The sequence below is a fragment of the Paenibacillus sp. 23TSA30-6 genome (assembly GCF_014858585.1).
Classification (GTDB): Bacteria; Bacillota; Bacilli; order Paenibacillales; family Paenibacillaceae; genus Paenibacillus.
Map to the genome: position 1 here is coordinate 92,186 of NZ_SLTL01000020.1, position 14,050 is coordinate 106,235.

A 14,050-nucleotide genomic window follows, 5' to 3' on the forward strand; every position below is an offset into this window, starting at 1 on the left:
TCAACGATAATCTATCAATCCTCCTTGTCGTTTTTTGTAAATAATCACAAATCATATTATCACTGGATTATTGCATCGTCAATATTTTCCTTAATGAATTAAATTAGGTATTTCGAGATCATATTGGAACGAATTCGCCCCTTCTTATGCAAAAAACTGGTATTTTGTGAAATAAAAAAACCGCTTCTCCACTAAAATCAATTCCATCACAGAATTTGATTTTGGAAGAAACGGTCCTATTCATCAGCTTTTTTGCACTATTCTACGTATCTTTTATCGGATAGGAAAACGAGAGGTATCCTTCTTGACCTGGCTCCAGGTATAACGCAACATCCAGGTATCCCACTCTGTTATCTTGGAAGAATTTCCGGCCCACATAATGGTTGGTGTAGGGAATCCACCAGGCGGACGCTCATTTTCTTCATAGAAATCAGGCAGGCCGAATCCATGACCCATTTCATGCTCCGTAATATGAACTTCATCAGAGTTCAGGGTGCTCAGGATATAATCATCAGACATGCGTTGTCCCCAGTCACCACCGGCCCCACCGCCGAAATTAGCTGTTCCCCACAGATACATATCAAACCGCTTGTCCAATCCGCCGGGATAAGCATAGTTGGGATCATTAAAATGTTCAAATCTGGATAGTGCATCAGGCGCAACTGGGAGTTTAGCAGGAATACTCGGGTTCGTTTTGCTTAAATCATCTGTGATTGTGTCAGTGTAAACGATTTCATTTGATTGTTTGTTAAGAATCTGAGACGGATTTGCAACGGCCCAGCCTACTATTTTTACTGTAATATTGTCATAAGGCCAGCCATCATACCCTTTCAACTGCTTATTCCAATTATTGACTTGGCGACTCAGCATGGAAGCCATATCCTTGCGTTGTTGAAGCGTGAGATTTTTGGGAGATTGCCAGCGCACTACATAATTCAGCGTTCCTTTTCCCGCATATATTTGATCAAAAATCAAATTTTTACGGTTGGTTGAGCCTTCTTTGACGATTCTATTATTCCAAACCCATTCTACCGATGGCTTAAATTTTGCAGGTATATCTGTAGCAGCCAAGCTAACACTTGTGGACTCTATTACAGAAGTGCTTTCCAAATTAGAGGCTGCTGCACCAACATTAGCCCCGCCAACCAGTAAAGAAGCAGCTACTACCAATGAAAAAGAAGCCATCATCATTCCTTTTTTCTTCGGCATTTCTTTAACCTCCATACCTTTGTATTTGATTATTGACTTCATAAAATGGCAATCGGAATCTCTTATCTCTCTCCTTTCTTTTGATTTGAAAAAAAATACAATTTTATGTTATCATTAGGATTCTATAACGTCAATATTTTCCTTTATGCTTTAGAAAAAGGTTATTCTTTTGATCTTTTAACAAATCAGAAACCCCTTCTCTATACAAGAAGGGGCCTAGCATTGAAAGAGTAGACTCACGTCCTGCCTTACTCTATTTATACCAATACCGATTCTGCCAGTGAAGCCAGCAGCTTCGCGGTTCCCGGCAACGCGCGTTCGTCCAGATCGAAGGCTGGATGATGCCATTCCTGACTCCCCGAAGTGCCGACAAAGACGAACACACCGGGGATGCTCTTCTGGTAAAGCCCGAAATCCTCGCTCGCCGAGGAAGGCACGGGACGAACAACCTCCAGACCGGCTGCTTGGGCCGCTTGCTCCGCGAGGACGGCCAGCTTGCCGTCATTCAGCACGGGGGGCGGGCCCTCGATCCAGCGAATGTTCGCTTTTGTGCCAAAAGCATCGGCGACGCCCTTTACGACCTGCTCGAAGCGTTCAGCCACCTGTGCGCGCACGTTCTCATCGAACGTCCGGATCGTGCCGTCCAGATGGGCACGGTCCGGAATGATGTTCCAGGCGTTGCCGCTGTGCAGCTTCGTCACGCTAATCACCGCGCTGTCCAGCGGGTTGACGCTCCGGCTCACAATGGATTGCAGCGCCGTGATGATGTGCGACGACACGACGATGGGGTCAATCCCTGCTTGCGGCACAGCCGCATGCGTGCTCAGGCCCTCTACCTCGATGTAAAAGCCGTCTGCCGCCGCCATCAGCGGGCCTTCCTTAATGCCGACCGTGCCTACAGGCAGGTCCGGCTTGTTATGCAGGCCGAATATAGCCTGCACATCTGCCAGCACACCGCTGTCCAGCACTTGGGCTGCGCCCTTAGCCTTTTCCTCTGCTGGCTGAAACACAAGGCGAACCGTGCCTTTCAGCTCCTGCTCCCGCTCTTTTAACAATACGGCAGCTCCGAAGAGGGATGCCGTATGAAAATCATGCCCACAGGCATGCATCTTGCCCGGATGCAGTGAAGCATAGGGCAAGCCCGTCTCCTCCTGAATCGGCAACGCATCAATATCCGCGCGAAGCGCCACAATCGGCCCCTCCTGCTGCCCGCCGATTTCCGCCACCAGTCCGGTGCGCAACGGCACATCCAGAATGGTTATGTTCTGTTCTTCCAGCAGACGACGGATATAGGCGGTAGTTTCAACCTCCTCGTTAGACAGCTCGGGATTCTGGTGAAGATGGCGACGAATGTTTACCAACTTCTGCTCCAAAACCTGCTCCTTCGTCCCGGTTGATCCACTCATCCCTATTCCTCCTTCGTATAAATCCAAAATGGTTACAACTTTCTCAAGCCAACAACACCTAGGACTGTACAGGCAGACCAGCAAAAGCTTCATGCAACAGCTCAAATGAGCGGACGCGCTTTCCGATATCCCGTATTCCTGTCGTTACGATCAGCTCATCAGCCTGATATTTAGCTTGAATTTCCGTCAAAGTAGCATAGATTTCCTCTTTATTTCCCTTGTTAATTTGCGCTTGTGTAACTTCAATCGTATATTCTTCACCCGATTGCTTACCGAACTCCTCTGCACTTCCCAGCGTGCCCACCGTAGCCGTTTTGCCGCTGGCCAAATGAATTTTGTACAGCTTGTGCTCACCTGCCAACTCCGCAGCTTCCTCGGAAGTATCCGCTACGATGACCGCAAGCGCAAAAAGAGCCTTCGGCTCACGTCCATGACTATAGTCAAAGGACTCCCGATACGTGCGGAATGCATCCAGTGCAACCTGTTCGTTACTGTTGATAAATTGCGAGAAAACATAGGGCAACCCCAAACGCGCAGCAATTCCAGCACTGTCTGTACTTGTACCCAAAACGTAAATATCCGCTGGTGTTTCTGGAATCGGATTCGCCTGTAGCCCTGCTAGCGGTCCCTCTTCGGACGGAATATTATGAATATAGCGACTTACTTCATCAATTTTTTCTTCGAGAGAAGGCGCGTCATGAACGTTTCGTTGTAACGCCTGTGTGGATTTCGGCAACCCGCCCGGCGCGCGTCCGATTCCCAAATCTACGCGACCCGGTGCAAGAGAGGACAGCACATTAAAGTTTTCAGCTACTTTATAAGGGCTGTAATGCTGAAGCATCACTCCACCAGAACCGACTTTAATACGCTCAGTGCGTGCCAGCAAATGGGAAATGAGTACCTCTGGCGAAGAGCCCGCAACCTGCTCGGAATCGTGATGCTCTGATACCCAGAAGCGCGTAAACCCCAATTCCTCTACACGCTGTGCTAGCTTAATCGTATTACGAAGGGCCTGCGCTGCTGTTTCCCCCTCGTGTATAGGGCTTTGATCCAATACTCCGATTTTAATACTCATGTCTCCCTCTCCCGTCTAAATTGAATAGTTATATTCCGGTGTAATCCGTTTCAGGAATTGTTTAGTGCGTTCCTCTTTGGGGTGGTTAAAAATGTCGTCCGGTGTGCCTTCCTCGATAATATGACCGCCATCCATAAATACCACATGATTTGAAACATCGCGCGCAAAGCCCATTTCATGTGTAACGACAATCATTGTAATGCCTTCCTTCGCAATCTTGCGGATCACCGACAGCACCTCACCCACCAATTCAGGGTCCAGCGCCGAAGTCGGCTCATCGAACAAAATCACTTCCGGGTTCAGCGCCAAAGCACGCGCTATGCCGACACGCTGCTGCTGCCCGCCGGATAGCTGGCTTGGATAATGGTTCAGCTTTTCACCCAGACCGACCTTTTCCAGCACTTCAATGCTAATTTTTTTCGCTTCCTCCTGCTTGACCTTGCGGACAACGACAAGTCCCTCCATGACATTTTCCAGCGCTGTTTTATGCTTGAACAAATTGTATTGCTGGAAAACCATAGCCGTTTTTTGACGTAGAGCCAAAACATCCTTCTTCGCAGGTCGCTTGCAGTTCACTGTAAAATCGCCAATGCTGACTTCCCCATCATTCGGCTTTTCCAGATAATTAATGCAGCGTAGCAGAGTCGTTTTTCCTGAACCGCTCGGGCCTAAAATAACGACGACCTCGCCTTTGTTCACGGTCAAATCAATGCCTTTGAGCACTTCATGTTTGCCGAACGACTTCGTTATATTTTGCAGACGGATCATGATGCTCGACCTCCATTAAACACATTGATTTTTTTCTCCACCAAGCCGGATATTCGCTCAATTAATACCGTCAAGCCCCAAAATAGCAGTGCAGCCGCGATATATACCTCTAAATATTTCCAGTTGGTAGATGCTAGAATTTCAGCCTGTGCCTGGATTTCTGTGACCGAAACCGTGAAGGCCAAGGTAGAGCCATGAAGCATCCCAATAACGGAATTCGTCAGGTTTGGCAAACTCACCACGAACGCCTGCGGAAATACAATCCGTCTCAGCACTTGCCACGTCGTCATACCAACGGCATAAGCCGCCTCGATTTGCCCCTTGTTGACCGATTGGATTCCAGAACGGACGACCTCAGACATATACGCGCCACTGGTAATGGAAAACGAAATGAGTGCAAATACCATATAAGGAACATCTTTGGAATGCAGAGGCCAGCCGAAATGCTTCGCTCCCGCATCAATCAACAAAGGCAAACTGAAATAAATAAGCAGCAAATGCATCAGCATCGGTGTGCCACGGATAAAGGTAACGTAACCGTGAGAAATTTGGGACAACACAGGAACCTTATAGATTCGCGCCAGTGCCGTTATAATACCGATGACCAACCCTGCCAGTACGGAAACCACCGTAATAATTAAAGTGTTGGGCAGCGCGGAGAACAACCCTAAAAAGGCAGTATATATAAATCCAAAATCCAGACTCATATGCCTTTACCTCCTTTACTAAGACGAGGACTTCTCAGGTAGCGCACCACAAAACTTTTTCGTTTTTCGGGTTCTTTCTGTACTGCATCCCAATGCTCATGCCGGAGAAGCGTATTTTCCAGCACCTTGAACAATTTTTGTAAAATCAGACTGATCACCAGATAGATAAGGGATAACGCGATATAGGTTTCAACAAAATGCTGGGTAGCCGACCCTAATGTCTGTGATTTCCCTGTCATCTCCATCGCTCCGATCGTAAATGCCAGCGAAGTATCCTTCAGATTGCCAATCACCAGATTGGAAAATACCGGAACCACCACAGCCAGCGCTTGTGGCATTATGATACGTGTGAAGGTCTGATAGCCTGACATGCCGACGGACTGCGCAGCCTCGATTTGTCCTCGATCTACTGCCTCTACTCCTGACCTGATAATTTCGGAAATAAAGGCTCCACTATTGAGCGCGTAGGTCGCTACGGCAAACCACAACACATCCCATCTGGAGGAATTGATATTCACCAGCTTCAGCAGCTCAGGCAAGCCGTAATATACCAGAAAGAGCTGGATCAGAATAGGTGTTCCACGAAAAAATGAAACATACACCTGAGAGACACGTTTGAGAAAAGGAATATTATACATACGAGGCAGCGCAACCAACAGGCCGATGATTAATCCTAACAATAGCGAGCTTGCCACAATAAACAACGTGATGTGTAAATAAGACAGCATTTTCGGAATAAAGCTAAAAACATAATCGATATTAAACTCTCTGCTCATATGCCTGCCTCCTTTCCTATACATCAGCGGTCAGAATACACGGGGTACCCTGACCGCTGAAATATTCAAGCTTATCGCTACTTCTTGCTGATTGTGCCTTCTTTTTTCACATCTTCCAGAGACTTCGTGAAATCTTCTCCGAGCCATTTGATGCTCAGCTTCGACAGTGTACCGTCGTCCTTCACTTCCTGAATGGCTTTGTCCAGGTCATCCGCCAATCCTTGCTCATTTTTGTTCAGTACATACAGTACATCCGATTGAGTCAAAGGATCACCAACGGTCTTCAGAGCTACTTCTCCTTTTTCATCGGTGTTAAAACGGTTCGCAAAGTCTGTCGTAATGGTAGCATCTATACGGCCGCTCGTAATTTGTTGCACTGTATCATTGGCTGCACCGCTTGTATAGACAATGTTCAGGGCATCCCCGTGTGTTTTGTTGTATTCCTTCAACACATATGCCGCATTACTCGTCGGGCTGGTGAGTATCTTTTTGCCTTTCAGATCATCAATCGAGTGAATCGTATTGTTATCCTTCGCTACAGCGACTCTGTTCAGGAAAATGCTGTACGGATTTTTGTTGAACAGATACTTCGCTTCACGCTCCGGGTTTTTTTCCATTTGATGCGATACCAGATCAATTTTACCGGCATCCAGACTCAGCAGCAAATTGCCGAAGTCCATCGTTTTGAATTCAAATTCGTATTGAGGCAGGCGCTTGTCCAGCTCCTTAATCAGCTCAACATCAAAGCCTGTTAAATTTCCGTTTTCATCAATAAAGCATACATTTTTAAATTGAGTGCCTGTACCTACAATAATTTTTTTCACGTCACCGTTTGAACCGGACGCGCCAGACGCGTTAGACGCATTATCAGAGGAACCGCAGCCTGCCAACACCAGAATAATCGCCATAACGGATAACATTGCAAACCACTTTTTCATATGAATCCCCCTCGTCTCTTTGTATATCAGCAGTTTGCGACATACATGGTAGCTGCCACATTAAATAAATAATAATTCCTATGAGTTTAATTGGTTTTAGGATGTGACTAATTTAACACCTGCGCTCATTTACGTCAATCCACCAGGCAATAGAACATTTCATCCATTTGCAAAAAACGGTTTACAAAACAGCACCCCGGAAGCCTTCTGTCAGTGCATCTGCAAAATCCGAGCTTACCGCGCAGTCTTCTTTGGTCGCCACAATGCTGATCTGCATGGACACCCCGGCTACCTCTGGCACATGGATGCGGAACAGCTTCTTATCCTTCAGCTCACGGTTCACACAAACGTCCGGCAAAAAGGCGATGCCCGCTTCTTCCAGCACCAGCTTTTTGGCTGTAACCACATTATCTACCTGAAAGGCAATATCCGGTGGCTGCTCCAGCGATTCAAAAGACCGATGAATCCTCATCCAGTCCAATGACCCGCATTCAAAAAATACCAGCGTTTCATGCTGAATATCCTGTATGCTGGCCTTTCCTGTCTTCATAAACGGATGACCGTCATATACATACAGGGAAATGGGATCTTCATAAAAAGCAAGCGTACGAATGGCCGGATGCATCACTTTACGGACAAAACTAATGTCTACCTCACGGTTCAACAGCTTATGTACCAATTGATCCGTCGTAGCTGTTACAATTTTGTAGTTAATCTCCGGATAACGAGCGCGGAGTTGCCTTAATATCTCAGGAATGATATAGTTCGACACCGATATCGTGCAGCCAATCCGAACTTGCTGAGGGGATTTTTTACGCTGTTGAAGCTTTTGCTTGCCCCGTTGCAGCACTTGCAGCATTTGCTCGGCATAAGGAAGAAACTTTCGTCCATCCTCCGTCAAAATGGTTTGCTTGCTTTGGCGGTCGAACAGCTTGCATTCCAGTTCGCGCTCCAGCGTCTGAATCCGAGCTGTGACAGAGGGCTGTGACAAGAACAACGCTTCTGCCGCCTTGTTAAAACTGCCATAATGATTCACGTATACAAAGGCTTCCATATTCTCGATATTCATACACAAGTCCCCCAGTGAGTTTTAAATACATTTATCCAATACGTTAACTTGGTTTTTTGTATCATAAAACTCACTGAACGCCCTGTCAATGTAAAAATTGAAAATATTTATTACTTCAATAGCTCCGTCAGCTCTTTAACAGAGCGATCCAGCCGTGAAACCAGTTCCTCCGACAGCCCATATGCTCCATCCGGCAACCGTTCAACCCACTGATCTACCGCATACACACCGCCGAGAATATGTCTTCCTCCCAACGCGTTAAGCACTGGCTTCAAAGCGTAATCAATGACCAGCAGGTGAGCCAGCGTGCCTCCGATAAATAAAGGAAGTACGGGCTTACCTCGTAGCCCCTCCTGCGGCACCAAATCCAAAAATATCTTCAACAAGCCGGAATAGGCGGCTTTATACACGGGAGAAGCCACGATAATGGCGTCTGCTGCTGCAATCAACGCAAGTGCTACTGTAATATCGGGACTGTTAAAGTTAGCCCTCACCAGATCCTCGGCTGGCAAATCGGCCACATTCAGCAATGTGACCTCCACTCCGGCCTGCTGCAATTGCTTGGTCGTATAGTTAATTAAGCCGTATAGACGGGATTGTGTAGATGGACTGCCTGATAGGATGACAACCTTGGACATGCTTTTCCCTCCTTCTTGTTATGCGTCTACCTTCACTTTGGATTTAGCTGCTGTGTAGCGGTTCTCAGGAATAGATACACCCAGGTTTTCACGCAATGTGCTAAATTCATAATCCTGACGGTAAATACCGCGCTCCTGCAAAATAGGCACAACCAGATTTACGAAATCATGCAGACCCGACGGTACATCAGAACCGATAATGAATCCATCTGCTCCTTTTCTTTCAAACCACTCCTGCACCCGATCTGCCACCTGCTCAGCTGTACCGATAAAAGAGGTTCTAGGCGTTGCCGAACGTAATGCCACCTCGCGCAACGTCAGATTTTGCTCTTTGGCTGTCCGTTTGATTTTATCGGTGCCGCTACGGAAAGAATTGCTGCCGATACCATCAAGCTCAGGGAATGGCTCATCCAGCGGATATTGTGAGAAATCATGATGATCGAAGAAACGGCCCAAAAATTTTAACGCAGCCTCAATCGTCACTAAATTGGTAATCTCCTCATACTTACGCTCTGCTTCTTCCGTCGTGCTACCGATAATCGGTGAAATTCCCGGCAAGATGACAATATCCTCTTCGGATCTGCCATAGCGTACCGCCCGTTCCTTCACATCACGGTAAAACTGCTGCGCTTCCTCCAGCGTTTCATGTCCCGTAAAAACAGCATCCGCTTCCTTGGCGGCCAGATTTTTGCCATCTTCCGAGGAGCCTGCCTGGAAAATAACCGGCTGTCCCTGCTTGGATCGTCCAATGTTCAACGGACCCTGCACAGAAAAAAACTCGCCTTTATGGTTCAGAGTATGCAGCTTTTCAGGGTCAAAGAACACGCCGGATTCCTTATCACGAACGAACGCATCCTCTTCCCACGAATCCCACAGTCCTTTGGTTACCTGCAAATATTCTTCCGCGATTTTGTAACGCTGTGGATGCGATGGATGCTCGCCTTTGTTAAAGTTAAGAGCAGAGCCTTCCAGCGGGGAAGTCACTACATTCCAGCCTGCACGACCACCGCTAATATGGTCAATAGAAGAAAACTGACGTGCTACCGTAAACGGTTCGCTGTAGGAAGTCGACAGCGTGCCAACCAGCCCGATATGCTTCGTCACCCCGGCCAAAGCGGACAAAATCGTAATCGGCTCAAAACGGTTCAGAAAGTGGGGAATGGATTTTTCGTTAATGAACAGACCGTCTGCGATAAAAACAAGGTCAAACTTGCCTTCCTCTGCCTTTTGCGCCTGTGTTTTATAAAATTCAAAATTAACACTCGCGTCCGCAGGCACTTCAGGGTGACGCCAAGTCGTCATGCTTCCTCCAACACCGTGAATAATGGCACCAAATTTGATTTGTCTGTCTTTCGCCATGAATTGTTCCACCTCTCTTGAAAATTATTGTTATCCTAGGGCTAATCATTTTTTCAAGGCAGCTATGCTGCTACATCTTTGTAGGACAGTCTACACTGCTTGTATTGTATAGGCAGCGTAGCTACTGACCTTTTCCCGTTGGCTTATACCGCCTGACTGTAACTTTCCAGCACTTTACCCAGCTCTTCCAGATCCGGGTTGAGCAGTGCCTCATATTTGTTATCCCCACCTACCTCAACAACAGGGACAAAGCGAACACCATATTTTGTCTCCAGCACGTCACGCAGGGCATCATTTCCGTCTACCTGAATATTTTCATAAGGCTGATTTTGGGATTCCAGATATGATTTAATCTCTCCACAAAAATGACAACCTGTTTTACTCCACAAGACAACTTTGGGTTTGGATGACATATACATACCTCCGTGAACTTAATGTTTATAATCCCGATGAACTAAATAAGAATTATATTTATAATGTATCCTGCTCACCCTTTTCCGTCAATCGCCTGCGTAATAGACATTGATAATGCAACGATAGAAAATCTTAATACGATTTAAACGGTTATCTAAAATTGGATGACCCAGCGTTTAAACAAACCTTGGTGCGGACATGCTTGGAATATCAGCGCACTTGCGGCGGAATGAAATGAGGTTGAGCATATGCAGGAATGGGCCGAGGTTGCTTTACGCACGCTAATGGCTATCGCTATATTATTTTTAATTACCAAAATTCTCGGGAAACGTCAGGTATCTCAGCTTTCCTTGTTCGAATATATAACCGGAATTACGATCGGTAACCTGGCTGCTTCCATTCCCCTGGAACGAGAATCCGCTTGGTATTTGGGCTCTGTATCCATGGCAGTATGGGTCCTGACAACGTTTTTCATTGAATTGTTGCAAATTAAAAGTAAGAAGGCCAGAGATTTTATCGACGGAAAGACGACCACTTTGGTCAAAGACGGAAAAATTTTAGAGGATAATCTGAAAAAGGAACGACTTACACTGGATGAACTCATGGAGCAGTTGCGGAGCAAAAATGTATTCAAGGTTGCTGACGTGGAATTTGCCCTTATGGAGACCAGCGGTGAGGTCAACGTGCTGCTGGCCAAAGACAAGCAGGCTGTGACGCTTAAGGATCTCAATATGCTGCAGCTACCGGAGAAAGAACCCACAGCCATTATTATGGATGGACAACTCATGGAGCAGGAAATGGCGTACATGGGAATTACTCAACAATGGCTGGATGCAAAGCTGAAAGAAAAAAGCCTGACGGTCAAAGACGTATTTTTCGCCCAGTTGAACCCGCAAGGGGAGCTATACATTGACCAATACAGCGATAATGTGCAGATGTCCAAGGTACAGGATTCTAATCAAGCCGTGCTGACGCTGTTGGAAAAATGCACGACGGAATTGCAAAAGCTGGCGGCGGACTCCAGTGAACAGCAAAGAAAACAACTGTATGAGCAATGCTCCCAAAGTCTGAAGGAAGCCATACAGGATATGAAGCCGATCAACTCTGCCAATTCCTGAGCACCTCATATTTTAAGATCTGAAACATCCAAAAGGGAGCATTTTCAAAGCCAAAAATGGCTATGAAGGTGCTCCCTTAAACTTATAACTACCTTACTTTACATTTCAAAAAAATAATCCCGTTCTACCTTACATACTCTAAGACCGTAGCTTTTATACCATTCTGCTTTTCCTTTTTCCTGTGCGACTTGGTGCGTTTCATGATGCTTCCAACTCCTGATAGCGTCTAAGGACTCCCAATATGAGACGGTGATGCCTACTCCTTGTGAGTCACGAACACTTTCCACGCCTAAAAAACCAGGTTGTTTAGCAGCTAATTCCAACATTTTGGCACCCATTTTTTCGTATCCACGATCTCCTTCGTTACGTTCAGAAGTAAAAATGGCCGCATAATAAGGCGGCTGTGGAGTTTTAGCAATTGAGTCCATGTGTACCTCCCAAGAACAAAATAAGTAATCTTTCTTTAATTTGATTATAATCATAATTATTAAATAAAAAAAATGAATTTATATGATACGATACATGAATAGAGAGCGTAAAATATATTGTGTAAATAGAAAAAGGAAGACCTTTTCTAGTAGAATTGAGTTACCACACAACAATGGCTCTTCGCTCTATTGGATGGGTAAAGCCAGCTAGAGTAGAAACATAGGTTGGACTATTTTAATAGACTTCTAACCCCTTGGTATAAAAGGGGAGGGGAACTACCCTCGACGAGCTGCAAGCGTTGGAAGTCTAAGCTTATTCGCCGTCATGTACACCATTGCGATCAAGTTTTGGACATTACGGTAGCCCCGTGCCTTTCTCTTAGCAGCTTGGATCAGCCCATTTATACCTTCCAGCAAGCCGTTCGTCATCCGGCTGTGAAACCATCGTAAAATGCCTTCTTCATGTCGCTTCAAGGTTTTAGATAGCTCCATCATAGGTTTCAGTTGGGAGCGTCTGGCCCAACCCAGCCATTCTCGTAAATAGATGTCCGCTAAAATATGAGGTTGTGTCCAGAATTCCTGCAGAGATAGCTTTAAGCGATAAGCTGTCCCGGTTTGAAGATGTCCGTCCTTTAGCTTACTCAACTCCACTTTCTGTTTCTCCTTTAAAGCGGATGCGTTTTTTAGCCAGAGATATCTGCTGTGTTTTAGTTCAGGAGCTTGCTTTTGTTCCTCTCTACGAACGTCGTCAACGGCTTCATTCACCATTTTCATGACGTGGAATTTATCAAAGGTAATTTCAGCCGTAGGGAACTGTTCCTGAATACCTCGAATGAAGGCGGGCGACATATCACAGCAGATTTCTTGAATCTGTGTGGCTGTAGCCCCTTTATGAATCAGATGTTGCTTAAATTTATCTAGCGTATCCTTGCTCTTTCCTTCCGTTGCAAACAGTACCGTTTTGGTATCTACATCTACAAATAAGGTAATATAGCGGTGCCCCCGGCGTGACGATGTTTCGTCTACAGCAATTCGCTTCACTCCGGTCAGATTCAGTTCATTCATGGCTACATGAACATAGTGATGAAAAATTCGCCACATCCGCGTATCGTGTTCCCGGAGCTCTCGAGCGGCTGCATTCACCGGCATCTCAGCCATGAGACGCATGGCCCAAGCATCGAATTGCAGGGTAAAGTGTGACATGGGTCGTGACCACTTGACAGGGACAAGGGTCACCTTGTTGCAGTTCGTGCAGTTGGTTCGAGGGACACGGGCATGCATATAGGTTTTCCAGTTCCAAAAATCCAGATGGCGCCATTGCTTCTTCTCCGCATCATAGGCTTTGCAGGTAGTCCCACACGATGGACAGGAAAACAGGGCTCCTCTCTCGAAGTCAATGAAAAGATGCCAGGCTCCGTTTTTGTCGTCATATTCAATATGTGTCAATTCCCAGGGTTCTTCAAGCTCCAAAGCGACCTTAAACATTTCGGCAATTGTGTTATTTTTACTACTTAATGAGGTCCACATCGTCATTACCACCTATTAAAGTTATTTACTAGGCAGTATCGACAAATCCTCTATTCAACAGACATTAGGCATTCACTACAGCGAGGAAGCACAACAATTCAGAGAGAGGTCTTCCCTATGAATCATTTTACAACAGATTTAGTTCAGGCTCTAGTCACAAAACAGGATATTACGGAAGTATTTCGCAGCCATTTAGAGTCTGCCATGAATCATCTGCTCGAAACCGAGCTTACGGCATTTCTAGATTATGAAAAATATGACCGTGCTGGCGTGAATTCAGGTAACTCTCGTAACGGATCGTACACCCGTACGCTTCCGACTTGCAGCTCACTATGCCTCGGGATCGGAATGGAGAGTTTAAACAGCAGACTGTAGCCCCGTATAAACGTTCCAACGACACCTTGGAATCCTTCGTCATTCACCTGTTTCAAAAGGGCGTCACCATGATGGAAATCGCTGACCTCATCGAGAAAATGTATGGTCATCACTATACGCCTCAAACGGTATCCAACATGACCAAAGTGATGACCCAGCATGTCGATGCCTTTATGAAACGCCCCTTGGAAAAGCACTATGTCTGCGTCTATATCGATGCGACATACATCCCCGTAAAGCGTG

14 protein-coding genes and 1 pseudogene are annotated in these 14,050 nt (G+C 46.1%); 2 read left to right on the forward strand and 13 right to left on the reverse strand.

Annotation, left to right across the window (positions count from 1 at the left end; genetic code table 11):
* Positions 1-273: 273 nt before the first annotated feature.
* The 11 genes from E0698_RS18075 to E0698_RS18125 all read right to left on the reverse strand — a co-directional run bounded on the left by E0698_RS18075 (position 274) and on the right by E0698_RS18125 (position 10,358).
* A complete protein-coding gene (locus E0698_RS18075; protein WP_192512453.1) occupies positions 274-1,209 on the reverse strand; it encodes a dockerin in 936 nt (311 codons plus the stop codon).
* Positions 1,210-1,466: 257 nt separating this feature from the next.
* Complete coding sequence (locus E0698_RS18080) at positions 1,467-2,615, reverse strand: amidohydrolase (RefSeq protein ID WP_192512465.1); 1,149 nt, start codon at positions 2,613-2,615, stop codon at positions 1,467-1,469.
* A 58-nt stretch (positions 2,616-2,673) separates the two neighbouring features.
* Positions 2,674-3,690 carry an LLM class flavin-dependent oxidoreductase gene (locus E0698_RS18085; RefSeq protein WP_192512454.1) on the reverse strand — a complete coding sequence of 339 codons (1,017 nt, stop codon included), beginning with the start codon at positions 3,688-3,690 and terminating at the stop codon, positions 2,674-2,676.
* Positions 3,691-3,705: 15 nt separating this feature from the next.
* Positions 3,706-4,458 carry an amino acid ABC transporter ATP-binding protein gene (locus E0698_RS18090; RefSeq protein WP_025722945.1) on the reverse strand — a complete coding sequence of 251 codons (753 nt, stop codon included), beginning with the start codon at positions 4,456-4,458 and terminating at the stop codon, positions 3,706-3,708.
* Positions 4,455-5,165: an amino acid ABC transporter permease gene (locus E0698_RS18095; RefSeq protein WP_023988356.1), complete on the reverse strand. Its 711-nt coding sequence runs from the start codon at positions 5,163-5,165 to the stop codon at positions 4,455-4,457. Before E0698_RS18095 ends, E0698_RS18090 begins: the two co-directional genes overlap by 4 nt.
* Positions 5,162-5,941: an amino acid ABC transporter permease gene (locus E0698_RS18100; protein WP_192512455.1), complete on the reverse strand. Its 780-nt coding sequence runs from the start codon at positions 5,939-5,941 to the stop codon at positions 5,162-5,164. The genes E0698_RS18095 and E0698_RS18100 overlap by 4 nt, the downstream gene beginning before the upstream one ends.
* A gap of 77 nt (positions 5,942-6,018) precedes the next feature.
* The gene (locus E0698_RS18105; RefSeq protein ID WP_192512456.1) at positions 6,019-6,879 is read right to left on the reverse strand and encodes a transporter substrate-binding domain-containing protein; all 861 of its coding nucleotides are present in this window, start codon (positions 6,877-6,879) and stop codon (positions 6,019-6,021) included.
* 181 nt (positions 6,880-7,060) lie between these two features.
* Positions 7,061-7,948 carry a LysR family transcriptional regulator gene (locus E0698_RS18110; protein ID WP_192512457.1) on the reverse strand — a complete coding sequence of 296 codons (888 nt, stop codon included), beginning with the start codon at positions 7,946-7,948 and terminating at the stop codon, positions 7,061-7,063.
* Between the two features lie 110 nt (positions 7,949-8,058).
* Complete coding sequence (ssuE, locus tag E0698_RS18115) at positions 8,059-8,586, reverse strand: NADPH-dependent FMN reductase (RefSeq protein ID WP_192512458.1); 528 nt, start codon at positions 8,584-8,586, stop codon at positions 8,059-8,061.
* 18 nt (positions 8,587-8,604) lie between these two features.
* Positions 8,605-9,945, reverse strand: a complete 1,341-nt coding sequence (locus E0698_RS18120; RefSeq protein WP_192512459.1) for an LLM class flavin-dependent oxidoreductase — start codon at positions 9,943-9,945, stop codon at positions 8,605-8,607.
* A gap of 143 nt (positions 9,946-10,088) precedes the next feature.
* A complete protein-coding gene (locus tag E0698_RS18125; RefSeq protein ID WP_044645553.1) occupies positions 10,089-10,358 on the reverse strand; it encodes a glutaredoxin family protein in 270 nt (89 codons plus the stop codon).
* Positions 10,359-10,607: 249 nt separating this feature from the next.
* On the opposite strand from E0698_RS18125, the gene E0698_RS18130 reads away from it, so the two are divergent.
* A complete protein-coding gene (locus tag E0698_RS18130) occupies positions 10,608-11,477 on the forward strand; it encodes a DUF421 domain-containing protein (RefSeq protein ID WP_192512460.1) in 870 nt (289 codons plus the stop codon).
* 98 nt (positions 11,478-11,575) lie between these two features.
* Here the strand turns inward: E0698_RS18130 and E0698_RS18135 are convergent, their stop codons facing one another.
* Together E0698_RS18135 and E0698_RS18140 are read right to left on the reverse strand one after the other, a co-directional pair.
* Entirely contained in the window at positions 11,576-11,905 is a 330-nt protein-coding gene (locus E0698_RS18135; protein ID WP_192512461.1) for an antibiotic biosynthesis monooxygenase family protein, read from the reverse strand.
* A 276-nt stretch (positions 11,906-12,181) separates the two neighbouring features.
* On the reverse strand, positions 12,182-13,432 hold the full coding sequence (locus tag E0698_RS18140; RefSeq protein ID WP_192512462.1) for an ISL3 family transposase: 1,251 nt from the start codon (positions 13,430-13,432) through the stop codon (positions 12,182-12,184).
* 117 nt (positions 13,433-13,549) lie between these two features.
* Between E0698_RS18140 and E0698_RS18145 the strand changes: the two are divergent.
* Positions 13,550-14,050 (forward strand): annotated as a pseudogene (locus tag E0698_RS18145) (transposase); the annotation flags it as partial.